This window comes from Streptomyces sp. NPDC021622 (genome assembly GCF_040640795.1).
In the GTDB taxonomy this organism is placed as follows: domain Bacteria; phylum Actinomycetota; class Actinomycetes; order Streptomycetales; family Streptomycetaceae; genus Streptomyces.
On the sequence record NZ_JBFACK010000025.1, the window covers coordinates 44,961 to 71,021 of the forward strand.

At 72.2% G+C, this 26,061-nt stretch carries 19 protein-coding genes and 1 pseudogene; 8 read left to right on the forward strand and 12 right to left on the reverse strand.

Going from position 1 to position 26,061, the window contains the following annotated elements; genetic code table 11:
* Positions 1-143: 143 nt before the first annotated feature.
* Positions 144-2,627, forward strand: a pseudogene (locus tag AB0G47_RS37020) (AfsR/SARP family transcriptional regulator); the annotation flags it as partial.
* On the opposite strand, the gene AB0G47_RS37025 reads toward AB0G47_RS37020, so the two are convergent.
* Positions 2,611-3,258: a TetR/AcrR family transcriptional regulator gene (locus tag AB0G47_RS37025; RefSeq protein ID WP_360779232.1), complete on the reverse strand. Its 648-nt coding sequence runs from the start codon at positions 3,256-3,258 to the stop codon at positions 2,611-2,613. The pseudogene AB0G47_RS37020 and the gene AB0G47_RS37025 overlap by 17 nt on opposite strands.
* 141 nt (positions 3,259-3,399) lie before the next feature.
* On the opposite strand from AB0G47_RS37025, the gene AB0G47_RS37030 reads away from it, so the two are divergent.
* Positions 3,400-5,268 carry a cytochrome P450 gene (locus AB0G47_RS37030; RefSeq protein ID WP_360779235.1) on the forward strand — a complete coding sequence of 623 codons (1,869 nt, stop codon included), beginning with the start codon at positions 3,400-3,402 and terminating at the stop codon, positions 5,266-5,268.
* Positions 5,269-5,394: 126 nt separating this feature from the next.
* On the opposite strand, the gene AB0G47_RS37035 is transcribed toward AB0G47_RS37030, so the two are convergent.
* Positions 5,395-6,270, reverse strand: coding sequence for a DNA-binding protein (locus AB0G47_RS37035; protein ID WP_360779238.1), 876 nt, complete (start codon positions 6,268-6,270; stop codon positions 5,395-5,397).
* 81 nt (positions 6,271-6,351) lie between these two features.
* Complete coding sequence (locus AB0G47_RS37040) at positions 6,352-7,767, reverse strand: PepSY domain-containing protein (RefSeq protein WP_360779241.1); 1,416 nt, start codon at positions 7,765-7,767, stop codon at positions 6,352-6,354.
* A 265-nt stretch (positions 7,768-8,032) separates the two neighbouring features.
* Between AB0G47_RS37040 and AB0G47_RS37045 the strand changes: the two genes are divergently transcribed.
* The 4 genes from AB0G47_RS37045 (at position 8,033) to AB0G47_RS37060 (ending at position 11,515) form a co-directional block, all read left to right on the forward strand.
* Positions 8,033-8,443: a hypothetical protein gene (locus AB0G47_RS37045; RefSeq protein WP_360779244.1), complete on the forward strand. Its 411-nt coding sequence runs from the start codon at positions 8,033-8,035 to the stop codon at positions 8,441-8,443.
* 71 nt (positions 8,444-8,514) lie between these two features.
* Positions 8,515-8,778 carry a hypothetical protein gene (locus AB0G47_RS37050; RefSeq protein WP_360779247.1) on the forward strand — a complete coding sequence of 88 codons (264 nt, stop codon included), beginning with the start codon at positions 8,515-8,517 and terminating at the stop codon, positions 8,776-8,778.
* Positions 8,779-8,848: 70 nt separating this feature from the next.
* Positions 8,849-9,163, forward strand: coding sequence for a hypothetical protein (locus tag AB0G47_RS37055; RefSeq protein WP_360779250.1), 315 nt, complete (start codon positions 8,849-8,851; stop codon positions 9,161-9,163).
* A gap of 312 nt (positions 9,164-9,475) precedes the next feature.
* Positions 9,476-11,515: an N-acetylmuramoyl-L-alanine amidase gene (locus AB0G47_RS37060; RefSeq protein ID WP_360779252.1), complete on the forward strand. Its 2,040-nt coding sequence runs from the start codon at positions 9,476-9,478 to the stop codon at positions 11,513-11,515.
* A gap of 99 nt (positions 11,516-11,614) precedes the next feature.
* Here the strand turns inward: AB0G47_RS37060 and AB0G47_RS37065 are convergent, their stop codons facing one another.
* From AB0G47_RS37065 to AB0G47_RS37075, 3 genes are all read right to left on the reverse strand, one after another.
* Positions 11,615-13,948 carry a glycoside hydrolase family 95 protein gene (locus tag AB0G47_RS37065; RefSeq protein WP_360779441.1) on the reverse strand — a complete coding sequence of 778 codons (2,334 nt, stop codon included), beginning with the start codon at positions 13,946-13,948 and terminating at the stop codon, positions 11,615-11,617.
* A gap of 156 nt (positions 13,949-14,104) precedes the next feature.
* Positions 14,105-14,605 carry a hypothetical protein gene (locus AB0G47_RS37070; protein WP_360779255.1) on the reverse strand — a complete coding sequence of 167 codons (501 nt, stop codon included), beginning with the start codon at positions 14,603-14,605 and terminating at the stop codon, positions 14,105-14,107.
* Between the two features lie 126 nt (positions 14,606-14,731).
* Positions 14,732-17,626 carry an AAA family ATPase gene (locus AB0G47_RS37075; RefSeq protein ID WP_360779258.1) on the reverse strand — a complete coding sequence of 965 codons (2,895 nt, stop codon included), beginning with the start codon at positions 17,624-17,626 and terminating at the stop codon, positions 14,732-14,734.
* 165 nt (positions 17,627-17,791) lie between these two features.
* On the opposite strand from AB0G47_RS37075, the gene AB0G47_RS37080 reads away from it, so the two are divergent.
* Positions 17,792-18,523, forward strand: coding sequence for a leucine-rich repeat domain-containing protein (locus tag AB0G47_RS37080; protein ID WP_360779261.1), 732 nt, complete (start codon positions 17,792-17,794; stop codon positions 18,521-18,523).
* A 34-nt stretch (positions 18,524-18,557) separates the two neighbouring features.
* Here the strand turns inward: AB0G47_RS37080 and AB0G47_RS37085 are convergent, their stop codons facing one another.
* The 6 genes from AB0G47_RS37085 to AB0G47_RS37110 all read right to left on the reverse strand — a co-directional run bounded on the left by AB0G47_RS37085 (position 18,558) and on the right by AB0G47_RS37110 (position 24,134).
* Positions 18,558-19,466 (reverse strand): universal stress protein, encoded by a 909-nt coding sequence (locus AB0G47_RS37085; protein ID WP_360779263.1) that lies wholly within the window; start codon positions 19,464-19,466, stop codon positions 18,558-18,560.
* A gap of 168 nt (positions 19,467-19,634) precedes the next feature.
* Positions 19,635-19,877: a DUF397 domain-containing protein gene (locus AB0G47_RS37090; RefSeq protein WP_135330564.1), complete on the reverse strand. Its 243-nt coding sequence runs from the start codon at positions 19,875-19,877 to the stop codon at positions 19,635-19,637.
* Positions 19,878-19,985: 108 nt separating this feature from the next.
* A complete protein-coding gene (locus tag AB0G47_RS37095; RefSeq protein ID WP_360779267.1) occupies positions 19,986-21,152 on the reverse strand; it encodes a thiolase domain-containing protein in 1,167 nt (388 codons plus the stop codon).
* The gene (locus tag AB0G47_RS37100; RefSeq protein WP_360779269.1) at positions 21,149-22,216 is read right to left on the reverse strand and encodes a thiolase domain-containing protein; all 1,068 of its coding nucleotides are present in this window, start codon (positions 22,214-22,216) and stop codon (positions 21,149-21,151) included. The genes AB0G47_RS37095 and AB0G47_RS37100 overlap by 4 nt, the downstream gene beginning before the upstream one ends.
* On the reverse strand, positions 22,217-23,179 hold the full coding sequence (locus tag AB0G47_RS37105) for an OB-fold domain-containing protein (RefSeq protein WP_360779272.1): 963 nt from the start codon (positions 23,177-23,179) through the stop codon (positions 22,217-22,219).
* A 154-nt stretch (positions 23,180-23,333) separates the two neighbouring features.
* Positions 23,334-24,134, reverse strand: a complete 801-nt coding sequence (locus AB0G47_RS37110) for a crotonase/enoyl-CoA hydratase family protein (RefSeq protein WP_360779275.1) — start codon at positions 24,132-24,134, stop codon at positions 23,334-23,336.
* A 216-nt stretch (positions 24,135-24,350) separates the two neighbouring features.
* On the opposite strand from AB0G47_RS37110, the gene AB0G47_RS37115 reads away from it, so the two are divergent.
* A complete protein-coding gene (locus AB0G47_RS37115; protein ID WP_360779277.1) occupies positions 24,351-25,967 on the forward strand; it encodes an acyl-CoA synthetase in 1,617 nt (538 codons plus the stop codon).
* The last annotated feature ends 94 nt before the right edge of the window (positions 25,968-26,061 follow it).

Genomic DNA, 26,061 nt, shown 5'->3' on the forward strand with positions numbered 1-26,061 from the left:
GCGTGAGCGGCGTGAGCGGCGTGAGCGGCGTGAGCGGCGTGAGCGGCGTGAGCGGCGTGAGCGGCGTGAGCGGCGTGAGCGGCGTGAGCGGCGTGAGCGGCGTGAGCAGTGTTGACCGTGCTTCCGAGGGCGTGTCCGCACGGTCCAGTCTTCCCAGTCCGCTCACCGAGCTGGTCGGTCGCGCGCCCGCGCTGGACGAGGTTCGTCAACTCCTGGGCGCCGCACGGCTGGTGACTCTTACCGGGCCGGGTGGCGTCGGGAAGACGCGGCTCGCCGTGGCGGCCGCCGCGCGGTGCGGCCGTGACGCCGGCGAGGTGTGGTTCGTCGAGCTGGCCGGCCGGCGCGGGGGCGGCGTCGATGACCTTGTGTCGGTGATCTCCGCCGCGCTGGGCATCCGGGAGGACACCCCCGCCGGACTGCCGGGCCGCGCCCCCGCCGAACGACTCGCCGCCGCGCTGCGCGACCGGCGGCTGCTGCTCGTCCTCGACAACTGCGAGCACCTCGTCGAGCCGGTCGCCGAGCTGACGGGCCTGCTGCTCGGCGCCGCCCCCGGCCTGCGCGTCCTGGCCACGAGCCAGGAGCCGCTTGGGCTGACGGGCGAGTCGGTGTACGCCGTCGAACCGCTGCAACTGCCCGAGTCCATACGGCTGTTCGTGGCCCGCGCCACCGCATCGGCGCCCGGATTCACCCTCGACGGCGCCGACCCCGCGACGCGGGACGCCGTGGCGGAGATCTGTCGCCGCCTCGACGGCATCCCGCTCGCCCTCGAACTGGCCGCCACCCGCGTCCGCGCCCTGGGCGTAAGGGAGCTGGCCGCACGCCTTGGTGACCGCTTCCGGGTGCTCACCGCCGGGCAGCGCGGCGCGCCCGCCCGGCAGCAGACCCTGCGGGCCGTCATCGACTGGAGCTGGGAGCTGCTCTCGCCGCCCGAGCGCACCGTGCTGTGCCGCCTGGCGGTCCACCGCGACGGCTGCACCCTGGACGCCGCCGAGGCGGTCTGCGCGGGCGGCGACGTGGCGCACGTCGAGGTCCTTGATCTCCTGGCCCGGCTCGTCGACCGGTCCCTGGTGTTCCTGGTGTCCGCGGTGTCCCCGGTGTCCCCGGTGTCCCCGGTGTCCCCGGTGTCCCCGGTGTCCCCGGTGTCCCCGGTGGACGGAACCGCCGACACCGGTCCGCGTTACCGGCTGCTCGAATCCGTTGCGGCGTACGCGGCGGAACGCCTGCACGAGACGGCTGGCGTCAGCGGCGCACGCGACCGGCATGCGAGCCACTATCTGGAGCTGGCCGAGCGCGCCGATCCGCGCTTGCGCGGCGCCGCGCAACGGGAGTGGCTCGCGCGCCTCGACGCCGAGGCCGCCAACCTGCGGGAGGCCCTCGACCACGCGGTCCGGCGCGCGGCGGCCGACGGCACGACCGACACGGCGGTTCGCCTCGCCACCGCCCTCTCCTGGTGGTGGCTGCTGCGCGGCCGCCTCGACGAGGCCCGCACCGCCCTGGCCGCGGTGTGCGCCGTGGACGCGACGGCGGCCGAACCGCGCCTGCTGCACGCGGCGTTCGGATTGCTGACCGGAGAATCGCGGGAGCGCACCGCGCCGCCGACGCCGCCGGTCGAGGCCTCGATCCAGCACGTCGGCGGCCGGCCGCCATGGCTCTATGCGTACGCGCTGTTCAGCTCGGGCGACACCGTCGCCGGTGAGAAGGTCAACCGGCAGGTGCTCGACCACTTCACCGCCACCGGCGACCGCTGGGGCACCGCGGCCGCGCTCGCGCTGGCCGCGATGCACGCGCTGGCCCGGGGCGACCTGGCCGTCATCGAGCGGGACGGGGCGCGGGGCGCCGAGCTTTTCCGTGAACTCGGCGACCGCTGGGGCGAGTTGCAGACCGTGACGCCGCTCGCCGCGCTCGCCGAGATCAGGGGCGACTACGCGGAGGCCGAGCGCCGTCAGCGGGAGGGTCTCGGCATCGCGGAGGAGCTGGGCCTTGCGACCGAGATCTCCGCGCGGCTCTCCGGCCTCGGCAGGCTCGCACTGCCGGCCCGCGACTGGGACCGGGCGCGCGAACTGCACGAGCGGGCCCGCCGGTTGGCCGTCGAGCAGGGCTATCTGTACGGCGAGGTGCATGCGCTGATGGGGCTCGCCCTCGGCGCACGCCGGTCCGGCGACCTCGATGGGGCGCAGGCGTACTTGGCGCGCCTGCGCGACGGATATCCGTCATCGGAGGCCGGGGCCCACCTGCTGTGCACGGAACTCGGCCTCGTCGCCGAGCTGCGCGGCGACGGGCCGGGGGCGACGGCGCACCAGCTGCGAGGGCTACGGCTCGCGCTCTCCCTCGGCGAGCCGCGCGCCCTGGCCCTCTCCCTGGAGGGCCTTGCCGGTGCGGCGGCGCTGAGCGGTGAGACCGGCGGCGCCCGGCACGCCGCCCTGCTCCTCGGCGCGGCGACCGCGGCGCGCCGGAGCGTGCACGCCCCGCTGCCGGAGTCCGAGCGGGCCGACGTCGACCGGGTCACCGGGGCGGCGCTCGCGGCCCTGGGCCGGGCGGCCTTCACGGAGGCATACGAGCGCGGCATCGCCACGGACCCCGCGGAGGTCGCGCGGACGGCCGCCGCCGGGCTCAGTCCGCAGGCGTGAGGAACGGGGCAAGGAGCGTCAGCGCGTCCAGGACCTCGTGCGCGTCCGGCGTGGCCTCCGGGTCGGCGATCCACTGCAGCATCAGGCCGTCGCACAGCGCGATGACCACCGAGGAGACGACCTCGGCACCGGGAGGCGGCGCTATCCCCAGCTCGGCGCAGACATCGGCGGTCATCGCGAAGCCCGCCCGGCGCGCCTCCGCGTAACCGGCGGCGAGCCGCTCGCGCAGGGCGGCGGACCGCACGGCCGGCGGGAACGCCTCGATGTAGCTGACCACCATGGGCCGCAGCTCGTCGAACGAGTCGATCAGCGCGACGAGCGCCGACTCCAACTGCGCCCGAGGCCCCTGACCGGCGCTCGCGGAGACCGCGTCGCGCACGCGGGCCGTCCACACCTCGAAGCACCGGCCGAGCGCCTCGTCGAGCAGGCCCTCCATACCGCCGAAGTGATAGCCGATCGAGCCGAGTCCGGCGCCGGACGCCTCGGCGACATCGCGCGCCGTCGTGCGCGCGTACCCCTTCTCCTGAAGGCAGAGGAGCGCCCCGTCCAGGATCTTGTCGCGGTGGCTTCTCGACTTCGGTACGGGAGTGGGTGCGGGCGTGGGTGCTGCGGATGAGGGCTGCTTCGGCATGAGCTCAATCTATACAGCCGTGCCGCACATCCGTACAGTACAAGTGTTCAGTCTCTGTTGGCTGTTCAGCCCCTGTTGGCTTTTCGGTCTCTGCCGGCTGTTCGGACCTTCGCATCGACCTCACCGACGAGGAGCGTGCCGATGACTCCCGCCTCTCCGCCTCCGGGCCCGCGCCTGCCCGCGCCGCTCCAGACGGCGCTGTTCCTCGCCGCGCCCGGCCGCTTCACGCGCGCCGCCCAGCGGCGCTACGGACCCGCGTTCCAGGTCCACTTCCTCGGCTTCCCACCCGAAGTGCTCGTCACGAACGCCGAGTTGGCGGCGGAGATCTACGCCGTCGACGCGGGCGGCGGGCGCGCCGGCGAGGTGCGGCGGCAGTTCCTGGAGCCGATGGTCGGCAAGCACTCCCTGCTCAGCCTGGACGGCGACCCGTGGTGGCGGCACCGGCGCCTGCTCAGCCCGCCGCTGCACGGCAAGTCCATCGCCCGCTACCGGCAGGAGATAGCCGAGATCGCCGCCGCGGAGATCGCGCGCTGGCCGCACGACCGGCCGTTCGTCCTGCGCGATTCCCTGCAGAACATCACCCTCGAAGTCATCCTGCGCCTGGTCTTCGGCATCCGCGACGCCACCCGCCTCGACCGACTGCGCGCCCTGATACCGGAGTTGATCGAGGTCGGCGGGTCGGCTGCACTCCTCATGACTCCGCCCCGGGTGAGCGCCTGGACCCAGACCTCCCCTGTGCTGCGTCGGATGACGTTCCTGCCGACCACGCGGTTCCTGCGGGTGCGCGACGCGGTGGACGCGATCCTGTACGAGGAGATCGCGCGGCGGCGCCGCGAGCCGGTGCCCGGCGCGACCGACGTACTCTCCCGCCTCCTGGAAGCCCGCGACGAGGACGGCACTCCCCTGGGCGACCAGGAGTTGCGCGACGAGCTGATCACCTTGCTCGAGGCCGGCCACGAGACCACGGCGACGGGGCTCGCCTGGGCCTTCGAACGCCTCCTGCGCACCCCTGACGTCCTCGCGAAACTGCGCGCCGAGCTCGAAATCGACGCGGACGAGCGGTACTTGGACGCGGTGGTCAAGGAAGCGCTGCGCTCCCGCCCTGTGGTGTACGACGCTCCGCGCCTCCTCGACGTCCCACTGAAACTCGGCGCGTACGAGGTTCCGGCGGGCTGGTACGCCGGACCGCTGATCTCCCTGATCCACCGGGACCCGGACGCCTTTCCGCGGCCGGACGAGTTCCGGCCCGAACGCTTCTTGGGCGAGGAGGCCGCCCGCGCACAGCAGTCGTGGATGCCCTTCGGCGGCGGTCGGCGCTACTGCGTCGGCGCCCAACTCGCCCTGCTGGAAATGAAAGTGATCATCCGTGAGGTCTTGGAGCGGTCCGATCTGACCGTGCCGGACCCGGCGCCGGAGAAGCCGCGGATGCGGCATGTCACCCTGGTGCCCGCGCGCGGCACCCGCGTCGTGGCGCGGGGCAAGAACACCCAAGGAAACAGCATGGTGGGCAAGCGCAGGACCGTCACCGTACGAGAAGAGATCGCGGTCTCCCCGGACGTGGCGTGGGCGGCCCTGGCCGATGTGACCAGGATGGGCGAGTGGAGCCCCGAGTGCACCGGCGGGCGCTGGATCGGCGGCGCCACGCGGGCCGAGGCAGGCGCCCGGTTCGACGGCGCCAACCGCAAGGACCGCGTCCGCTGGACCACCCGCTGCGCCATCACCCGGGCCGAGCCCGGTCGCTCCCTGGCGTGGGAGGTCAAGGTGGGTGTGCCGCTGTCCCGTTGGAGCTTCACGCTGACGCCCACCGAGAGCGGCACGCTCGTGGAACAGAGCTGGCGCGATCTGCGCGTCGGGCCCTTCGGCGCCCTGGCGACCCGGCTCGGCGAGGCGGGACTGCGCACGGGTCCTCGCGCCGACCACAACGAACGCGGGATGCGTGCCACGCTCACGGCGCTCAAACAGCATCTGGAGTCGGGCCACACGACTCCCCTGGAACCGGCCACGACCTGAGGAACGGGCCAAGGGGGCGGGGCGGTCAATCCGCGTGGCCGACGGGTACGTACGGGTCCGCGTCGGACCGGAGTGAGCACAGATGAGCGGACTCGCGGCTCCGGACTGAGGCGGGTCCGCACCGGGCTACCGCCTCGCGCCGCTGGCACCACCCGGCAGCGACTCCAGGAGGAAGACCGCCGCGTCCCGCAGGGAGGTCGGCACGTCCGTGCGCCCGCGCAGCAGCCGGGTCGCCGTCCCGCCGAGTGTCTCGGTCGTGCGTACGGAACCGATGCGGGCGGCATCAGGAGCGATCTCCACGATGAGATCTTCCGCCTCGCTCCAGGCCCCCGCCCCCACGAGGGCCGCGAGGAGCTGCGCCGTGAACAGCTTGCGGTAGGACGGCCCGGGGGCGGTGGCGGCGCGGTGCAGCAAGGGGATGGCCCGGTCCCAGCGGCCCAGTCTGGCCTGGACCCAGCCCTCGTGGCCGACGAGTTCGGTCTCGTCGAACCACCAGGCCCAGGGCGGATCGTGGCGCGAGACGCCGTCCAGGAACCGGCTGTGCGCGCGGGAGATCAGCTTCACGGAGTCGCTGCGGCCGCCCAGCATGGCGACCGCGTGGGCCTGCCGCACCAGGACGAGACTGCCGACCCGCGCGGGGAGCGCACGCGCCCCGGCCGTGCGGGCGGCGGCGTCCAGGGCGGCCCGCGGCTCTCCGGTGTGCGCCTTCAGCATGCTGTGGTTCAGCAGCACGAAGCGGGTCATCCACCGATCGCCGCAGAGTTCCGCCAGGGCCACCGCGCGGTCGTTCATCCGGTGGGCCGCACGGTAGCGGCCCGCGTCGAAGAGAATCCAGCCGACGACCTCGCACAGCTCGGCGAGCGCCGCGAGCCGGTCGCTCTCCTGGTGGCGCAGGGCCCGGGGATCGGCGGACAACTCCGGCAGGCGCCGCATCGCCTCGCGCACGACGGGCAATGCCGCCCTCGCACCGCACTCGGCGTCGAGGGCCACAAGTCGCTTCACGAGACGCACGGCCGAGGGAACCACCCGCCCACCGTACGACGCACCGCAGCGCTCCGAATCCCCACTCCGCGGCGGCGTCACTCAGGCGTAGCTCCGCCGCCCGCGCCGGTAGGCGATCTCCCCCAGGACGATGTCCACGGCGAGGAAGGCGGCCAGGGGGATGCCGAGCAGCGGGACGAAGTAGCCGAGTGCGGCGATGGCCGCCATCAGCGGGACCAGGACGTATGCGGGGACGTTCTGCCATGCCCCGCGCGGCAGTGGGCGGCCGAAGGCGGTGCCGCGGCCGCGCTGCCACCACATGCGGTAGCCCCACACGATCAGCAGGATCAGGCAGAGGGCGAGCGCGGCGAGGGCGATCTGGTTGGCGAGGCCGAACAGGACACCGGTGTGCGCGTCGATGCCCCAGCGGGTGAGCTTGGCGAGCACGGGATAGTCGGCGAACCGCTGTACGTCGGTGACCTCACCGGTCGCCGGATCGATGGCGACGGAGTCCTGCTTCGTGGGCCAGCTGCGCTGGACCTGGCTGACGACGTACGCGGATGACGCGTCGGCGGGCGCGACGATCTCCACCGGGTTGCCGAGCCCCTCGGAGCGGGCCGTCTTCAGCACGGCGTCCAGGCCGACATCGTCGCCCTTCGCGGCGCCCGCCGAGCCGGACGCGTCGTGCTCGGCGTGTTCCCCTCCGCCGCCCGCGACGCCCGCCGTCACCGTCGGTGTCGTCTGCCCGATGGCCTCGCGCAGGTCGCTGATGCTCTCTCCGCCGTACGTCGACCAGGTGAGGCCCGTCGCCGACAGGAAGATCAGTCCGCCGGCGGCCCATACGCCGACCGAACCGTGCAGCGACAGCGTGCGCCGGCGGCCGGTGGTGCCGCGCAGCTTGCGGCGGGCCCTTCGCCGTCCGAACCACAGGACGAGACCGCCGCCGGCGATCACCCACAGCCAACTCGCGGCGAGTTCGCTGTAGAGGCGGCCGGGCTCGCCGAGGTGCAGATTGCGGTGGAGTTCGGAGATCCAGGTGCGCAGCGGCAGGGCGCCGGTGGAGCCGTACTGTTCAAGGGCGCCGCGGACTTCTCCGTTGTACGGGTTCACGAAGACGGCGAGCTTGCGGTCTTCGTCCACGCCGGGCACTCCGGTCAGCAGGACACGCGTCGTGGCGCCCTCCTCCGGCGAGGGGCGCACCGCGCCGATCTCGCCTTCGGGGTACGCCTTGCGGGCGGCGGCCACCTGCCGAGAGACGGGAAGTTCGGTGCCGTTCGCGCTCACGGGGACGCGCATTTCATGGTCGTACACGATCTTCTCGGCCTGGAAGGAACAGGCGTAGAGAAGTCCCGTCGTGGCGGCGACGAGGAGGAAGGGCGCGATGAGCACCCCGGCGTAGAAGTGCAGCCGCAGCACCAGCGGACGCAGCGACGCCCATCCTGACCGGCCTGCGGAGGGAGCATCCCCCGGGGTCTCCTGCCCGTCGTCCGGGGCGAGAAGTGTGGGTTCGGCGGACATGCGGGGCTCTCCTGGGTCACGGGGCGTGCGGACGCGGTCGGCCGTCGTCGGGCCGGTCCATGAGTCGGCCGAAGCGACGGAAGAGTTCCCCCCGATCCACGATTCCTTTGTGACGTACGCCACATGGGAGGTGCGGGGGTGGGGCGGCGTCGATCGGTCCGGCCCGCGCCCTTCACCCGGGCGGCGGCCAGGACTAGCGTCGAGAGACCGGGAGTTCACCAGTTCACCCTCTCCTTGCTCCCGCCCCGACTCCGTTGGAGACGCGATGCTCCAGACACGCGAGTTGTTCGACAGCCTTGCCTCTCGGGCCGACCACCTCGACAACCAGATGCTCGCCGACGCCGCCGACTCCCTCTCGGCGTGCGAGCAGGCCGTGGCGGCGTGCGCGGCCGGCATGCTCGCCGCGAAAGAGGCCGATGAACTGCGCGACGCCATCAGCCGCGACCTGGACTGCGCCGACGTGGCGGCCGCCACGCGGCGGGTTCTGACGCGCGGCTCGGACGGCGGCCACGCGCTGCTGACCGCGCAGTTGGAGGCGTGCGTGATTGCCTGCGAGCGCAGCCATGAACTGTGCGCCCGGCACGCGCCGCACCATGAGCACTGCCGCCTCTGCGCGGGGGCGACGAGCCGTGCGGGGGCCGCCTGCCGGGAGGTGCTGCAGGGCTTGCGGGCGTAGTACCGCGATCGCGTACGTGCTTGTCGCGGGCTGGGTCCGCGAGCACCCCTGGGATGCGTCAAAATGCCCGGATGGACTATGAGTTCTGGAACGACATCCACGCACGCGGCGGCATCCCCGCGGTCAAGAGCGCCCTGGAGGAGCTGGCGGAGCGCGGTTCCCCCGAAGACGTCGACACCGCCATGGATCTGGCCTGCCAGGTCATCGCCGACGACACGGCCCGCATCCAGGCCCGCGCGGACCAGGCCGAGGCCAGGCTTCAGATGCTGACCGACGAGGCACGCGAGGTGGAGCGACAGGTCGATCGCCACGCGGGGCGGGCAGAGCCCGAGTGAGCCCACGCTGATCGTCCGTAAGCCGGGGGCCTGACGCGGGGCGGGCAGATCAGCGACGGTCCCGGCGGGCATGGGGCGGCGGCGCACCAGAAAGCCATGGGCGGCGGCCGCCGAGCCGGTCGGCTCGGGGCCGGTGTCGATCCCGGGTACGTACGGCAGCGGTACGTCCACCACGCCCTGCCGGAAGAAGACCTCGGCGAAGTTGGCGCCCGCGTACGCCACCTCGATCGCCACCTGCCCCGGACCGGGCTCGGGCGTCTTGACTTCGGCGAGGCGCAGTACGTCCGCGGTGCCGAACTCGGGAATGGTCATGGACTGCATGGTGTGCATGGTGTGCGTGCTGTTCGTCGTGATCAACATCGTGCACGAACCGTCCGGCGGCTGACCGTGTCGGCTCATCCTGGGTGTGACGCCACCAGGCTCGGCCGCCGGGCCCTCCCCCGAACAGGTGGACCGGACCTCTGACAGGACCGGGGGTCCGCCCTGGGGTCACCGTCGTGTTCCCGCTGCTCATTGGTCCATTCCACTGACGCGTCGCAGGCCGTGCGGCCTCTTCGGGCGAAACCCGCCCGGACCGGCGCTGACATGGGAAATCCTTGTCTCTGGGCATGATTGACGGATCGTCGGGGAGCCGGTACCACTGACGCACGCCCGGCCCCGCACGCCCCATCACGCTTCACCGTCCCAGGAGGCTGCATTGCGAGGATCCGCCACCGCCCGCACCCCTGCCAACAGCAGACGATCCGTCAGGGCCGCGGGCGCCCTTGTCTCCGCCGGTCTGCTGTTCCCGCTGCTCGGTGCCGCACCGTCGTCCGGCGCCGACGACCCCGCCGCGTCGGCCCGGCTGCAGGACGCCTTCGCCTCCGCCGCCGCCGAGTACCAGGTGCCGCGGAGCGTGCTGCTCGGTGTCTCCTATCTGCAGTCCCGCTGGGACGCGCACGGCGGCGCGCCGAGCGTCACCGGCGGCTACGGCCCGATGCACCTCACCGACGCGCGCACCGCCATCGCCATCGCCATGGCCGGCGCACCGCACCACAGCGAGGGCACGGAGGACCCCCGCGGCGACGCCTCACGGGGCGTACTGAAGCCAATGGAGTCGGAGGAGTCAAAGGCGTCTAAGGAGTCGACGGCCACGGTGCCCGAGAACTCCCAACTGCCCGCCCGGCTCAAGACGTTGCCCCGCGCCGCCGAACTCAGTGGCCTCTCCGCCGAGCGCCTGCGCACCGACCCCGCGGCCAACGTGCGCGGCGGAGCCGCCCTGCTCGCCGCCGCGCAGAAGAAGCTCGGCAAGCCGCTCAGCGACGACCCGGCCGACTGGTACGGAGCGATCGCCCGCTTCTCCGGCGCGGACGACCAGGCCACTGCGGCGACGTACGCCAATGACGTGTTCGCGGTCATCCGCGACGGCCAGGCGCGCACCACGGACGCCGGGCAGCGCGTGGCGCTCGCGCCGGACAGCGGCCTGCGGCCGGACGCGGCGCAGGTGCTCGGCATGGGGCTGCGGAAGGCGGCCGCGGGCGCGACCGAGTGCCCGAAGACCGTGTCGTGCGAGTGGATCCCCGCGCCGTACGAGGAGTTCAAGGACCCGAACGGCAACGACGACTACGGTAACCACGATCTGTCGAACCGCCCCAAGAGCCAGAGCATCGACACGATCGTCGTCCATGACACCGAGGGGCGCTGGGAAGGCGTCCTCAAGATGGTGCAGGACCCCACGTACGTGTCGTGGCAGTACACCCTGCGCTCCACCGACGGGCACATCGCCCAGCACGTGAAGGCGAAGGACGTCGCCTGGCACGCGGGCAACTGGTACGTCAACGCCAAGTCGATCGGCCTGGAGCACGAGGGATTCCTCGCACAGCCCGACAGTTGGTACACCGAGGCGATGTACCGCTCGTCGGCCCGTCTGGTGAAGTACCTCGCCAAGAAGTACGACATCCCGCTGGACCGCCAGCACATCATCGGCCACGACAACGTCCAGGGCACGGTGCCGTCGACGATCGCGGGCATGCACACCGACCCCGGCCCGTACTGGGACTGGCAGCACTACTTCACGCTGATGGGCAAGCCGTTCGTGCGCACGGCGGGCCCGGACGGCGGCCTGGTGACGGTGGCGCCCGAGTACGCCAAGAACCGGCCGGAGTACACGGGTTGCGTCAAGCCGGGCGAGAAGTGCGAGACGCACGGCTCCGCGGCGGTGCGGGTGCACACCGAGCCGCGCGACGACGCACCGCTGATCAAGGACATCGGCCTGCGGCCCGGCGGCGGTGACTCGACGATCGGCGTGAACGACATCGGCGCCCGGCTCTCCACCGGCCAGCAGTACGCGGTCGCCGACCGCAAGGGCGACTGGACGGCCGTCTGGTACCTGGGCCAGAAGGCCTGGTTCAAGAACCCGAAGAAGCAGCCGACCGCCCTCGACGCGTCCGGGCCCGTGATCACGCCGAAGGCGGGGGCGGAGAGCGTCCCGGTCTACGGCCGCGCCTACCCGGAGAAGGAGGCGTACCCGGCGGGCGTCCCCGCGCAGCCGGTCACCCCGCTGCCGTACAAGCTCCTGGCAGGCCAGAAGTACGCGGTCGGCGACAAGATGCCGGGCGAGTACTTCTACGCCCCGACGTTCGACACGGCGCCGCACAAGGTGGTGCGCGGCAAGGACACGTACTACGAGATCCAGTTCGGGCACCGCGTGGCGTATGTGCGGGCGGCCGACGTACGGATGGTGTCGTCGGGCTCGTAGGGCTTCCAGGGCTCCTGGAGCCGCCAAGGTCAGTCGGGGCCGGGTCTGCGTGGGGGCAGACCCGGCCCCGGCGTATGCGCGGGCCGAACTGACGGCGGGTCAGTCGAAGACGTAACGCTCCCCCGCCCGCGCCTTGAACGTCTTCTCGCCGCCGCTCAACAGCCCGCTGCGGACAGTCAGTTCGCGCGTCCGCGAGGCGGTGAGCACGATGCGGGTTGTACGCCCGCCCGACCACTCGACGTCGATCCGCGCCCCGCCGCGCGCCCGCAGCCCCCGCACCGAACCGTCGGGCCAGCTCGCGGGCAGTGCGGGCAGCACCTCGATGACGTCGTGCTGGCTCTGCAGGAGCATCTCCACGACACCCGATGTCGCACCGAAGTTGCCGTCGATCTGGAACGGCGGGTGGGTGTCCCAGAGGTTGGGCAGCGTCGAGGACTTGAGCTGCTCGCTCAGCATCTTGTGCGCGTGGTCGCCGTCGCGCAGGCGTGCCCAGAAGTTGACCTTCCACGCCTTGGACCAGCCGGTGCCGCCGTCGCCGCGCGCGGTCAGCGACACCTTCGCGGCGTCCGCCCACTTGCTGCCGGGCTTGATCTGCCGTCCGGGGTGCAGGGCGTAGAGGTGGGAGACGTGCCGGTGGTCGTCGGTCCTGTCGTCCAAGTCGGCCTTCCACTCCTGGAGTTGACCCCAGGAGCCGATGCGCAGGCCGGGGTCGAGCTTGCCGAGGGTCTTTTCGAGTTCGGCACGGAAGGCGGCCGAGTCGCCGAGGACGCGGGCGGCCTCCAGGGTGTTGGTGAGCAGGTCGTGGACGATCTGCTGGGCCATGGAGTCGCCCGCGGTGAAGTCGCCGTGTTCGGGCGAGTAGCTGGGGGTGGCGACGAGGGTGCCGTCGCGCGGGTCGGTGCGCAGGTTGTCGAGCCAGAACTCGGCGGCCTCCTTCATCGCCGGGTAGGCGGTGGAGCGCAGATAGTCCGTGGAACCGCCGAAGCGGTAGTGCTCATAGAGCTGCGCGGTGAGCCAGGCGGCCGCCTCGGGGAACCAGAAGGCCGTGGACCAGTCGTGGACTCCGGTGAAGCCGTAGGGGTTGGTCTCGTTGTGCACGACCCAGCCCCGCGAGCCGAACATCTCCTTGGCCGTACGCCGGCCCGGCTCGCGCAGTGCCTCGACGAAGCGGTCGTACGGCGTGGTGGTCTCGGGGAGGCCCGCGGCCTCGGCGAGCCAGTAGTTCATCTGGAGGTTGATGTTGGTGTGGTAGTCGGCCGACCAGGGCGGGGTGATGCTGTTGTTCCATACGCCCTGGAGGTTGGCGGGCAGCGATCCCGCGCGCGACGAAGCGATGAGGAGGTAGCGCCCGTACTGGAAGAAGAGGGCTTCCAGGGCACGGTCGGACGCACTCGCCCCTCCCCCATATCCCTTGAGCAGCCGGTCGGTCGGGACGTCGGCGGGCATGGACTGGCCGATGTCGAGGGCGACCCGGCCGAACAGCTCGCCGTGGTCGCGCAGATGGCGTGCGCGCAGCGCGCCGTGCCCTTGCGCGACGGCCTCGTCGACGGTGCGGGTGACGGTGGCGTGCGGGTCGTCGCCGCGGTAGTCGGGGTAGGTGTCGGCGTAGTCGGTGCCCGCGGCGAGCGCGAACCAGACGTGATCGGCGCCGCTGACGGTGATGCTGCCGTCGGCGTTCGCGGTGCGCTTGCCACCCTGGTGCACGACCCGGAGCTGCGCCTCGAACTTCAGCCCGTTGTCGGCGAGTTCACCGCGTACGGTCATGCGGTCGCCGTCGGCCGTGACGGTGAAGTCGGTGCGCGGCGAGGTGTGGTGCAGGGTGCAGGTCACGCTCGCGGGGCGGTCCGCGGTCAGCCGCCCGACGAGCACACCGTCCGGGTGACAGGCGAAGAACTCCCGCTCGTGGCGCACCTGTTGGTGGGTGTACGTGACGGTCGCCAGGCCCCGGCGGAGGTCGAGGGCGCGGCGGTAAGTGGCGTCCGGGGTGTCCGGCGCGCCCGGCAGGTCGATGTGCAGGTCGCCGAAGGTCTGGTGGGCGCCGTAGCCGCGCCGCGCCTGGCCGAGCTTCGCCGCGACGGCGTCGGGGCCGAGGCTGCCCTGCGCGTCGAGCTCTTCGCGTACGTCGTCGAGGGCCCCCGGTCTGGCCTCGCGCCAGTTGCCGAAGTCGTAGCCGTCGCGGGAGCCGGGGCCGCCGGTCCACAGGGTCTTCTCGTTGAACTGGAGCCGCTCGGATGCGAGGGTGCCGAAGACCATGGCGCCGAGCGCGCCGTTTCCGATGGGGAGGGCCTCGCGCTCCCAGTCGGCGGCGGGCGCCGCGTACCAGAGCAGCGATTCATCGGACGTATCACGTCGGCGTTCGGCCGCACCCGCGGTATCGGCCAATACGCCTCCACCCGTTGCCAGTACGGCCGCACCGCCGACGGCGGACTTCATGGTGGTTCTTCGGGAGATCCCAGGAGTCATGACCGGTCACGTTAAAAGTCCGATGACTCAGTGGCAAGACACACAACAAACCCACCCCTTGGACGTAAGGGGTGGGTACTTGGACGGATGCGGATGGATTCGGTCGGGGCGCGGGAGCGGGGCCCTTCAGCCCTGCTGGAAAAGCTCCGCGGGCAGCGGCTTGAGCAGTGCGTACAGATCGTCGGTGATCGGCCGGTCCCAGGCGGCGATGGTGACGAGGACGCCGTCGCTGCGGTCGAACTGCACGCAGGAGATGCGGCTTTCGGAGAGCTTGAGGCGTCGCACGATCAGGAGGTTGTCGCCCTGCATCACCGGCATGTCCTCGGTGGTGACGACGGTGATCTCCTCGTCGTTCTCCAGCGCGAGCAGCAGCTGGGCCACCTCGAAGGGCACCTCGTCGTCGCCCGTCTCGCGGGCCGGCGAGCCCTCGGGCAGATTGCCGATGATCATCGCGGGGCCGCGGCCGCCGAAGAGGTCGTAGCGCAGGAAGACACCCTGGCAGCTGCCGTCGGGCGCGGGCAGCAGACCCGCGCCGAGATTGCCGGGCCAGTCACCGGGGTCCATGGCCAGGACATCGAAGTCCGGGCCCGCGGGAGTGGCGGAGCTGCGGCGGCGGAGGAAGGACATGCGCCAATGGTACGTGGCCCGCGGCGTTTGTCGGCGCGGGGGCGGCGCGGTTCAGCCCACCCGGGGGGGCGCCCCGAAGGGGCGCGGGGAACTGCGCGACCAGCCCCCACCGGACCCGCAGGCACATCACCGCCCATCCGCAGAAGCGCCCAGCGCGGCGGCGAGACCCGCATGGTCCGTCCCCACCTTCCGGTAAACGGCGGAGAGCATCCGCACCACGGCCGCCTCGTCGGTGTGCAGCTCCGCGGCGATCCTGGCGACCGGCTCGCCCCGGACGGCGAGGTTGGCGGCGGTGCGCTCGCGCGCGGTGAGCGTGTCCGTCTCGGTGCTGTGCAGCAGCCGGGGACGCAGGCCCGCGGCCGCCAGCTCGTCGCGGGCCCGCTCGACCAGGCCGTCGGCCCCGCACTGGACGGCCGCGTCGAGCCCTCGGTAGAGCGGTTCGGCGGCCTCCTTGGGGCGTCCTGCGCGGCGCAGTTCACCGCCGAGGCCCACCAGCGCGCAGGCCAGTTCGTACGCCGCGGGCGAGCGCTCCAGATGACCGACCGCCTCCTCCAGGAGCTTGAGGCGCGCCGAGCCCGACGAGACCTCGGCGCTGATCCGCAGCGCCTGCCCCACCGCCGAGGCGGTGGCGAATCCGCGGGCCCGCCGGGTCGCCTCGTGTGCAATGGCGAGCGCGCGCTCGGGGGCGTCCTCGGCCTCGGCGAGCGCGAGGTGCAGCTGCCAGGGGCACCAGGCGGGGTTGCGCATGCCGCGCGGGTCGAGGCGGCGGCCTGCCGCGGCGAGTTCGGCGGCCGCGTCCTTGGTGAGCCCGCGCGCGAGGAGCAGTTCGCCGTGCACGGCCTGCGCGTCGGGGAAGACGACGGCCGCGGGGAACGGCGCTCCGAAGGAGTACTGCTCGGCGGTCCGCGTCGCCTCGGCGACCCGGCCGCGGGCCAGCAGGGTCTCGATGAGGATGCCGACCGCGTACCAGTGGGCGGGGGTGCCGGGACCCACCCGCTCGGCGATCCGAAGGCCGGCGCGCACGAAGTCCTCGGCCTCGGCGAGACGGCCGCGCCGGAAGCGGATGTACGCGAGCAGGGTGTACGCGAAGGACAGATGGGCGCCGCGCCAGCCCTGCCGCTCGAAGTCGGCGATCCCGGCGGCGAACAGTTCCTCTGCGCGGCCGGGGCGGTCGGCGTACAGGAAGGTGAGGGCGACCAGGACGGGTACCTCGAAGCCGCGGTCCTCCTCCGCCCAGCCGAGCCCGCCGACCAGGGCCCGCTCGGCGTGCCGCACGGCGGTCCCCGCGGGTTCGGCGCGCAGCGTGGCGTCCCAGGCGCGGAGCCCGATGACGTACCGCTCGGTGAGGTCGCGGCCCGGCAGCCGGTCGGCGAGCCGGGCAAGGCGCCGGGAGCGGGCGGGCGAGTCGGGTTCGTCGGCGCGGAAGGCGTCCCACATGAACTGCTCGGCCTGCATCCGGATCCGCACCCGTGGGTCGGTGGTCAGGCGGATCTCTCGGGCGAGGGTGTCGGAGGCCTCGCCGAGGCGGTCGGAGTGGGCGAGGACCTGGGAGAGGCGGTAGACGATGCCGTGGCGCAGGGCGGGGTCCGTGATGGGTTCTTCGAGGGCGGCCCGCAGATGGTTGACGGTCGTCGCCGGCTCGGTGAGCAGCGAGGCACAGCCCAGTTCGTAGAGGACCGCGGCACGGTCCTCCCAGGGCGGTGGTTCGCGCAGCGCCCTGGCGAGATAGCGGCGGGCGGCGTCGGGCGCCCCCGCCCGGACGGTCTCGCCGGCGGCGGCGCGCAGTTGCTGTACGACCCAGGTGTCGCCGTCGGGGTGGACCTCCAGGAGATGGCGCGCGGCGGCGGACGCGCCGAACCCGGCGTTGACCACGGACCAGGCGGCCTGGCCGTGCAGGGCGACGCGCACCCCGCAGGGAATGGCGCGGTAGACGGCGGTGGCGATCAGCGGGTGCACGAACTCGAGCCGGTCGGCGCCGGTCAGGACGCGGGCGCGGCGCAGCCGGTCGGCGCAGTCGGCGCCCTCCCGCTCGCCGATGCCCGCGACGGCGGCGGCGAGCGCCGGGGAGATCTCGGTGCCGAGTACGGCGCAGGCCCAGGCGAACCGGACGGTGGAGGTGCCCAGGCGTTCCAGGCGGGCGACAAGACCGCTGCCCTTGACGGCGGCCGCGAGGTCGCGCAGCAGATGCGCCGCGGCCTCATCGGGGATGAGGCCGCGGTCGCGCACCTTGGCGGTCAGCTCCACCGCCTCGAACGGATTGCCCGCGGTGACCGCCCAGCACTCGCGGCAGAACGCGTCGTCGGCGCGGGCGCCGAGCCCGTCGCGGACAAGGCGGGCGACGGCGCCGGCGCTGAGCGGTTCGAGACCGATGGGCCGCTGCCCCGCCCGTCCGGGCAGCCCTCTGAACTCCTCGGCATGGGCGGGCAGTTCCTCGGGCCGGTAGGCGACGATCAGGAGCAGCGGCAGCGCCTCGGCGCGGGGCGCGAAGGCGGCGAGCCAGCTCAGCGACTCGGCGTCGGCCCAGTGCGCGTCGTCGATGACGACCACCAACGGGGCGCGCTGCACGGCGAGATGGGTGAGCACCCAGTCGAGCCCGTCGCGCAGGCCCTGCGGGTCGGGCGGCGCGCCGTCGGACGGCGCGCAGAGCCCGAGCGCGGGGCCGACGATGGCGTACCAACTGCCAAGCGCCGCGCGCAGTTCCGCGTCCGGGACCGGGGCGAGCAGCGGCTGGACCAGCTGGCGTGCCACGTGGAAGGCAACGCGCTGCTCCTGGTCGCTGCCGCGCGCGGACGCCACCGTGCAGCCCTTGGCCGCCGCACGTCGCCGTGCCTCCGCGAGGAGGGAGGTCTTGCCGAGGCCCGCGCGCCCCGCGAAGGAGAGCAGCGCGCCACGGCGCCGGTCCGGGGGTTCCGCGCCGTCGCGCGGCAGCCCGCTCAGCTCGCTCAACGCCTCGTCGAGGGCGGCCAGTTCACTCTCGCGCTCGAAGAGGATCCGCCTGCCGTGACTGAAGTGCTGCACCATGGGACACCCCCAGCCACGGTGGTGCGCCGGGCGCTTACCGCAGCGCACGCCTTGGCCTTCAGGCACTTCAGATTACGCCCGTACGGGCCGCCGGGAGCCGATTCGCCGACAGTGATGCGGTTGACTGACGTCGCCTCTCCGCAGACGCAGACGAAGGGAACTCATATGCCGGCCGGCGCCGAGCGCGTACTCAATTACTGGCACGGCGGGCTGAGCGAGATCCCCGACGAGGTGTGGCGGCACCCGGCCCTTGAGATCCTGCTCCTGCCCGACAACGCGCTCACGCGGCTGCCCGCGCGGATCGGCACCCTGACCGCGCTGCACACCCTGGACCTCGGCCACAACCGGCTGACGTCGGTCCCGCCCGAGCTGGGCGACCTGACGGGCCTCAGCCGCTTCCTCTACCTCCACGACAACAACCTCGCCTCGCTGCCGGAGTCACTGGGCGGGCTGACGCGGCTGAGGTATCTGAACGTGGGCGAGAACCGGCTCGCCGCGCTGCCGGACGCGCTGGGTTCGCTCACGGCCCTGGTGGAACTGCGCGCCCAGCACAACGACCTGACCGCGCTGCCCGCGTCCCTCGGCGGCCTCACGGCCCTGCGTGAACTGTGGCTGCGCGGCAACCGCCTCTCCGCGCTCCCCGCCACATTCCGCCGGCTGCGTCAACTGCGCGAACTGGAGCTGCGCGAGAACGAGTTCACTCACGTACCGGACGTACTGCGCGATCTGCCCCTGCTGCGCAGAGTCGACGTGCGCGCCAACCGGCTGCGGGAGCTGCCGCACTGGATCGCGGAACTGCCCTCGCTGGAGAAGCTGGACCTGCGTTGGAACGACGTCCATGTGCCGGACGAACTCCTGCGGAGGCTGGAGGGGCGGGGCTGTGTCGTGCTCGGGTGAGCCCCCGCCCGCCGGCACACTCACCCCGCCCCGCTCACTCCTCCTCGCCGACCGGCACCACGGCCACCGCGCCCTCCGCGTGCAGCAGCACCGCATTGGTCACCGAGCCGACAAGGCGGCCGGCCAGCATCCGCCGGTGGTGCCGTCCCACCACCACGAGTTCCGCGTTCAGCGACGCCTCCACCAGGACCCCGGCCGCGTCCCCCGGCAGGACGAGCAGCTCGACGCTCACCTTCGGATGGCGCTCCTTGAACGGCGCGAGCCGCACGTCCGCGCGTTCCGTGTGATCGGCCGCGGCCGCCGCGTCCGCGCTCGCCGAGGTCACGAAGTCGCCGGTGGCGGTGTAGACGAGGGTGGGCGAGGCATAGGCGCAGATGATGCGCAGCGCAACGCCCCGCATCTGCGCTTCGGCGAAGGCGAAGCCGATGACACCGTCGTCCGGGGTCAGCGCGTCGAGGCCGAGCACCACGTACGTCTCTTCGTCCGCCGCCGGCTCCGCACCGGGCCGCACGACCACGACAGGGCACGCCGCCTCGCGCGCACACGCCAGACCGTTCGAGCCGAGCAGCAGGCTCCTGAACCCGCCGCGTCCCCGCGACCCGAGGACAAGCAGCTGCGCCCCGTCGCCGAGCCGTGGAATGTCCTTGCCCGGAGAGCCGTCCACGACCTCCAACATCAGCGGGGGCAGCTCCGCCCGCCCCTCCAGGAGCCCGCGCGTACGGTCGATGACCGGGTCGGCGTCGTGGCGGTGGTCGATGGTCGGCATGCGCGGCCCGTCGGCAAGCGGCAGCGCGTACTGCCGTACATGCGCGATCCGCAGCGGCGCACGGCGCAGCCGCGCGGCGGTCAGCGCCCACTCCAGGGCGTGATCGCTGCCGGCTGATCCGTCCACGGCGACGACAACAGGCTGGACGGTGGCATCGCCGTTCACGGCGTCGCTCATGGCTTCCTCGTCTCCGGCGCAAGGCCAAGGTCGACCGGCTCTGCTTCCGGGCCCGGCCTCGCGCGGCGGGCGGGCCCGGGGGCAGAGTCCAAAGTCACCAGGTCAGCACGGCCGGCGGCGCGGCCGGCCGCGACAGCCGGAGGCGAGGGCGCACAACGCCCGTACGGCCTACGTCAGATCGAACTCGCCTTCGCGTGCGCCGTGCACGAAGGCACCCCACTCCGCCGGGGTGAAGATCAGGGACGGACTCTCGGGGCGGCCCGCGTTGCGCATCGCGATGAATCCTTCGACAAAGGCGATCTCCACGTCTCCCCGCCCCTCACTGCTCGATCGCCAGTCCGCGGTGCTGAGGTCGAGCTCCGGCTTGTCCCAGCCTGCGAGCGGATGCTGCTGAATGGTGCCTTCGGCCACGTCCGTGCTCCTCCCGATGCGTCGTCCGCCCGCCAGCCTAGCTTTCGGTTCCTGCGCCGGACAGGCCGCGGAAGGAGGACGAACGCCTGCCCGGCACGACACCACCCGTCACGTCGTGGGCGGCTCCGCGCCGACCAGCCACATGGAGAAGAACTGCGCGCCGCCGCCGTAGGCGTGCCCGAGCGCCCTGCGGGCCCCGTCGATCTGGTGCTCGCCGGCCTGGCCGCGCACCTGAAGTGCCGCTTCGGCGAAGCGGATCATGCCGGATGCGCCGATGGGATTGGTGGACAGGACACCGCCCGACATGTTGACGGGCAGGTCCCCGTCGAGTTCCGTGACGCCCGCCTCGGTGAGCTTCCAGCCCTCGCCCTCATCGGCGAAGCCGAGGTTCTCCAGCCACATCGGCTCGTACCAGGAGAACGGCACATACATCTCGACGGCGTCGATCTCGCGCCGCGGGTCGCTGATGCCGGCCTGCCGGTAGACGTCGGCCGCGCAGTCCTTGCCCGCCTGCGGGGAGACGAAGTCCTTGCCGGCGAAGAGCGTCGGCTCGCTGCGCATGGCGCCGCCGTGCATCCAGGCGGGTGGTTTGGGTGAACGGGCCGCGCCCGCACGGTCGGTGAGGATCATCGCGCAGGCGCCGTCGGACGAGGGGCAGGTCTCCGAGTAGCGGATCGGGTCCCACAGCATGGGCGACGCCTGGACCTTCTCCAGGGTGATGTCCTGCTCGTGGAGGTGGGCGTACGGGTTCTTGAGCGCGTTGCGGCGGTCCTTGTAGGCCACCAGCGAGCCGACCGTGTCGGGGGCGCCGGTGCGTCGCATGTACGCGCGTACGTGCGGGGCGAAGAAGCCGCCCGCGCCCGCGAGGAGCGGCTGCTGGAAGGGGATGGGCAGGGAGAGCCCCCACATCGCGTTGGATTCGGACTGCTTCTCGAAGGCGAGGGTCAGGACGGTGCCGTGGACGCGGCCCGCGACCAGGTTCGCGGCGACGAGCGCGGTGGAGCCGCCGACCGAGCCCGCGGTGTGTACGCGCAGCATCGGCTTGCCGACCGCGCCGAGGGCGTCGGCCAGGTACAGCTCGGGCATCATCACGCCCTCGAAGAAGTCGGGCGCCTTGCCGATGACGACGGCGTCGATGTCCGCCCAGGTCAACTCGGCGTCCGTGAGGGCACGTTGGGCCGCCTCCCGGACGAGTCCCGCGATGGAGACATCCCTCCGTGCCGCGACATGCTTGGTCTGGCCGATCCCGACGACGGCCACGGGCTCCTTGTTCATCGGGCGTCTCCTTCGAGGACGGCGACCAGGTTCTGCTGCAGGCAGGGGCCGGACGTGGCGTGGGCGAGCGCGCGGTCCGAGGCGCCCCGGTGGATGCGGGCGGCCGCCTCGCCGAGCCGGATCAGGCCCGCGGCCATCATCGGGTTGGCGGCGAGCGCGCCGCCGGACGGGTTGACCGCGACGTCGTCGCCGAGCTCCAGGGCCTTGCGCAGGACGACTTCCTGCGCGGTGAACGGGGCGTGCAACTCGGCCGTGTCCACGGGCCGTTCAAAGGCTCCGGCCCGCTCGGCGGCGAGCCTGCTGGACGGCGAGTCGGTGAGATCGCGCACGCCGAGGCTGTGCGCCTCGATCCGGTGGTCGATCCCGCGGATCCAGGCGGGCCGCTCGCACAGCTCGCGGGCCCGGTCCCCCGCGGCGAGGATCACGGCGGCGGCCCCGTCGCCGACGGGCGGGCAGTCGCCGGTGCGCAGCGGACGCACGACGTACTCGCCCTGTGGCACCGAACCCTTCAGCTGGGCATGGGAGTTGGCGGCCGCGTCCCCGCGGCTGCGCGCGGCGACCCCGGCGAGCGCGGGCTCGTCGGTGTCCCCCGCGTCGATCAGGGCCTGCGCCTGGAGGGCGGCGAGCGCGACCGAGTCGGGCCACAGCGGGGCCACGTAGTAGGGGTCGAGCTGACGGGTCAGGACGTCGCGCACCGAGCCGGGGGACGACTTGCCGTACGCGTACACGAGCGCGGTGTCGGCCTCGCCGGTCAGCAGCTTCGTCCATGCCTCGTACAGCGCCCAGGCCCCGTCCATCTCGACATGCGATTCAGAGATGGGCGGCCAGGCACCCACCCCGTCGAGCGCCATCGTGAAGGAGAAGGCACGTCCCGCGAGATAGTCGGACGACCCCGAGCAGGTGAAGCCGATGTCGCTGGTCTTCAGGCCGGTGGCGTCGAGGACCTGGTGCAGGACCGGCATGAGCATCTCCACCTCGGAGAGCTCGTCGGAGGAGCGCCGGTGGTCGGTCTGCCCGAAGGCGACGATGGCGATGTCGCGGGCGGGCCGCATGGCGGACGGCATCTACACCAGCTCCTTGTACGTGTCGTAGTCGGCGTCCGGCTCACCGGTGGGCCGGTAGTGATCGGGGAAGCGGCCGCCGTCGCTCCACACGGGTTCGACGCGCAGGCCCATCCGCACCTGGTCGTACGGAATCCCCGCGATGCGCGCGTGCAGGGCGAGATCGGCGCCGTCGAGCGCGATGTGCGCGTAGACATAGGGAACTTCGATGTCGAGATTCTTCGCCTTGATGTTGACGATGCAGTACGTGGTGACGGTGCCCCGCGGCCCGACCTCGACCGCCTCCGTCGTGGCGACGCCGCAGGTGGGGCAGGCTCCTCGGGGCGGGACGTAGACCTTGTGGCAGGAGGGGCAGCGTTCGCCGACGACCTTCCGGTCGGCGAGGGCGCCCAGGTAGTCGCTCTGGGCGCGGCCGGGCGAGTAGGTGTAGTCGAGGCGTGCGGGCGCGACGATCCCGGTGACGGGATCCCCGAACACACCGTCGTGCGGGGCACTTTCGATGCCGCCCGCTTCCCCTTCGTACGTCTCGAAGCAGGCGATGTCGGTGATGGCACCGCTCCGTTCGGCGGCCCACCGGATCCGCACCCGCATGCCGGTCCTGACCGCTTCGGGGCCCGGCGCGTCCAGGGCGTGCAGCAGCGCGGTGTCGGCGCCGTCGAGCTTCACCAGGACCCAGGCGAAGGGCGTTTCGAGCGGCTGACCGCGGCGGGGCTCGTGGTTCCAGGCCCAGGTGGTGACGGTGCCGGTCGGGGCGACCTCCACCAGGTCGCGTATCTCCTCGGCGGTGACGGGGTCGTACTCGACGGGCGGCACGAGCGTCCGCCCGTCACCGGCCTTCACTCCGAGCACGGTCCGCTCACGCAGCCCGGTGAGGAAGGCACTCTGTACGGGCCCGAGGGACCGGGTGAACGGAAACTCGACTACGAGGGGCGCGCTCAGCACTTCCGGCGAGGGAAGGGTAGCCATCAGCAAACTCCGTTTCTCAGCTGGGGAGCACGGTGGGGCGCCCCGAATGTGCACGCCGGGGGGCGCCCCGTCAGGGGCGCGGGGCTGTGACATATGCGGCTCCGCCGCGTGGGCGCGACCAGCCCCCACCACCACCCCGCAGACCAAGGGCGACCTAGGCCCGCCGAAACACAGGGTCCCGCTTCTCCGCAAAGGCTCTGGAGCCCTCCTTCGCATCGGCGGTGTCAAAGATCGGCCACCCCCGCTTCAACTCCGCCGCAAGGCCGTCCGCCTCGGACATCTCCGCGGTCTCGTACACCGAAGCCTTGACCGCCTCGACGGCAAGCGGCCCGCACGCGTTGATCTGCTCGGCGACGGCCAGGGCCTTCTCCAGCGCGGTCCCGTCCGGGACGACCCGGCCGATGAGACCGATCGACGCGGCCTCGGCCGCCGAGTACGCCCGCCCCGTGAGCAGCATCTCCAGCGCATGCGTACGCGGAATCTGCCGCGGCAGACGGACCGTCGAGCCACCGATCGGGAAGAGCCCGCGCTTGACCTCGAAGAGCCCGAACGTGGCGGACTCGCCCGCGAGGCGAATATCCGTGCCCTGGAGGATCTCCGTGCCGCCGGCGACGCAGTAGCCCTCGACGGCGGCGATGACGGGTTTGCGGGGGCGGTGGTGGCGCAGCATCGCCTTCCAGTGCAGATCGGGGTCGGCCTTCAGCCGGTCCCGGTACTGCTCGCCCTCCATCCCCTTGCCCGCGAGGGCCTTGAGGTCCATGCCCGCGCAGAACGCGCCGCCCGAGCCGGTGAGCACGATCGAGCGGATCGTGTCGTCCTCGTCGGCGGCCACCCACCCGTCGTAGAGGCCCACCAGCATCGGCAGCGAGAGCGCGTTCTTCGCCTCGGGCCGGTTGAGCGTGAGTACCAGTGTGGCGCCTTCGCGCTGCACAGCGAGATGTTCCGTCCCACCCATGGCCGTGCTCCCTCTCGTGACAACCGACCTGTCGGCTTCGGATCGGCTTCGGATCGGCTTCGGACCTGGAACAGGTTGCAGTAGCCGGGGAGCCAGTTCAATAGTTTTCTGACAGTCAGTCAGATTTCTTGTACGAGGACCCTTCCCAGTTGTGGGCGCCTCTGCTCTGATGACCGCCAGAAGCCAGAAGAGATGGCGCCGGGGTCAGGAGGAGCGGTGGAGTACAACCTTGCCGACCTGTTCGAGTCGGTCGTCGACGTGGTCCCCGACCGCGAGGCGCTCGTGTACATCGATCACCCCGGCACGGGGGCGGAACGCAGGCTGACGTACGCCGAGCTCGACGCCGCCGCCAACCGCATCGCCCACCACCTGATCGACAGCGGCATCAAGCCGGGCGAACATCTGGGGCTCCACCTCTACAACGGGATCGAGTACCTGCAGACGGTGCTCGCCTGCCTCAAGGCACGGGTCGTCCCGGTCAACGTCAACTACCGCTATGTGGAAGAGGAGTTGGTCTACCTCTACCGCGACGCGGATCTCGCGGCGCTCGTCTTCGACGGGGAGTTCACCGCGCGCGTGGCGGCCGCACTGCCGAGGACCGAGAAGCTGCGGCATCTGGTGCGGGTGGGGACCCCGCCCGCCGGATCTCCCTCGCTCGACGCGGTGTCGTACGCCGACGCGGAGGCGGCCGGCTCACCGGAGCGGGGCTTCACGGGCGACCGGTCACCCGACGACCTGTTCATCATCTACACCGGCGGCACGACCGGTATGCCCAAGGGGGTGATGTGGCGTCAGGAGGACCTGTTCTTCTCGGGGCTCGGCGGCGGCGCCCCGACCGGTGAGCCGGTCCAGCGCCCCGAAGAGGTGGCCGAGCGGGTCGCCGCGGGCGGCGACGGGATCACCTTCTTCCCCACTCCCCCGCTGATGCACGGCACGTCGACCCTGACGGCGTTCATCTGCTTCAACTTCGGCCAACGCCTTGTCATCCACCGCAAGTTCGCGCCCGAGGAAGTGCTGCGCACGATCGAGCGGGAGAAGGTCACGAGCATGTCGCTGGTCGGCGACGCGATGCTACGGCCGCTGATAGACGCGCTGAACGGGCCCTGCAAGGGGACGGACCTCTCGGCCATGTTCAGCGTGTCGTCGTCCGGCGCGATCATGTCGGAGACGGTGCGTGCACAGTTCGCCGCCCTGGCCCCGAACGTCATGCTCCTGAACAACTTCGGCTCCTCCGAGTCCGGCTTCAACGGCACGGCGACGGACGACTCGGGCCCCGACAAGGGGTTCCGGCTGCGGGTCAACGCCCGTACGCAGGTGGTGGATCCGGCGACGTACGACCCTGTGCCGGTCGGCGAGCCGGGGCGCATCGCGCAGCGCGGCCATGTGCCGCTCGGCTACTACAACGACCCCAAGAAAACCGCCGAGACCTTCTTCCAGCGGGGCGACGAGCGGTGGGTGCTGCTCGGCGACATGGCGACCGTGGACGACGAGGGCATCGTGACCGTCCTCGGCCGGGGCTCGCAGTGCATCAACACCGGTGGCGAGAAGGTGTATCCGGAGGAGGTCGAGCAGGCGCTGAAGTCCCATCCGGACGTGTACGACGCGCTGGTCGCCGGGGTACCCGACGAGCGCTGGGGCAACCGTGTCGCCGCGGTCGTCCAACTCCGCGACGGCGCGGGCCCGTTGGACCTCGAAGCCGTCCAGACCCACTGCCGCACCCGACTCGCCGGCTACAAGATCCCCCGGGCCGTGGTCTTCACCGACCACATCCAGCGCTCCCCCAGCGGCAAGGCGGACTACCGGTGGGCGAAGGCGGTGGCGGCGGGCGGCTGAGCCACCTGAACGCCCGCGCGGTATCGCCCGCCCAGTAGCCTTCGGCCATGCCCGATCCCTCCTCCTTCGCCGTCGACGCCGAGGAGGGGGCCTG

Coding starts and splice junctions, on each gene's coding strand:
- AB0G47_RS37025 (WP_360779232.1), bottom strand. CDS start 3,258: ATGCCGAAGCAGCCCTCATCCGCAGCACCCACGCCCGCACCCACTCCC.
- AB0G47_RS37030 (WP_360779235.1), top strand. CDS start 3,400: ATGACTCCCGCCTCTCCGCCTCCGGGCCCGCGCCTGCCCGCGCCGCTC.
- AB0G47_RS37040 (WP_360779241.1), bottom strand. CDS start 7,767: ATGTCCGCCGAACCCACACTTCTCGCCCCGGACGACGGGCAGGAGACC.
- AB0G47_RS37045 (WP_360779244.1), top strand. CDS start 8,033: ATGCTCCAGACACGCGAGTTGTTCGACAGCCTTGCCTCTCGGGCCGAC.
- AB0G47_RS37050 (WP_360779247.1), top strand. CDS start 8,515: ATGGACTATGAGTTCTGGAACGACATCCACGCACGCGGCGGCATCCCC.
- AB0G47_RS37055 (WP_360779250.1), top strand. CDS start 8,849: ATGGGGCGGCGGCGCACCAGAAAGCCATGGGCGGCGGCCGCCGAGCCG.
- AB0G47_RS37065 (WP_360779441.1), bottom strand. CDS start 13,948: ATGAAGTCCGCCGTCGGCGGTGCGGCCGTACTGGCAACGGGTGGAGGC.
- AB0G47_RS37070 (WP_360779255.1), bottom strand. CDS start 14,605: ATGTCCTTCCTCCGCCGCCGCAGCTCCGCCACTCCCGCGGGCCCGGAC.
- AB0G47_RS37075 (WP_360779258.1), bottom strand. CDS start 17,626: ATGGTGCAGCACTTCAGTCACGGCAGGCGGATCCTCTTCGAGCGCGAG.
- AB0G47_RS37080 (WP_360779261.1), top strand. CDS start 17,792: ATGCCGGCCGGCGCCGAGCGCGTACTCAATTACTGGCACGGCGGGCTG.
- AB0G47_RS37085 (WP_360779263.1), bottom strand. CDS start 19,466: ATGAGCGACGCCGTGAACGGCGATGCCACCGTCCAGCCTGTTGTCGTC.
- AB0G47_RS37095 (WP_360779267.1), bottom strand. CDS start 21,152: ATGAACAAGGAGCCCGTGGCCGTCGTCGGGATCGGCCAGACCAAGCAT.
- AB0G47_RS37100 (WP_360779269.1), bottom strand. CDS start 22,216: ATGCCGTCCGCCATGCGGCCCGCCCGCGACATCGCCATCGTCGCCTTC.
- AB0G47_RS37105 (WP_360779272.1), bottom strand. CDS start 23,179: ATGGCTACCCTTCCCTCGCCGGAAGTGCTGAGCGCGCCCCTCGTAGTC.
- AB0G47_RS37110 (WP_360779275.1), bottom strand. CDS start 24,134: ATGGGTGGGACGGAACATCTCGCTGTGCAGCGCGAAGGCGCCACACTG.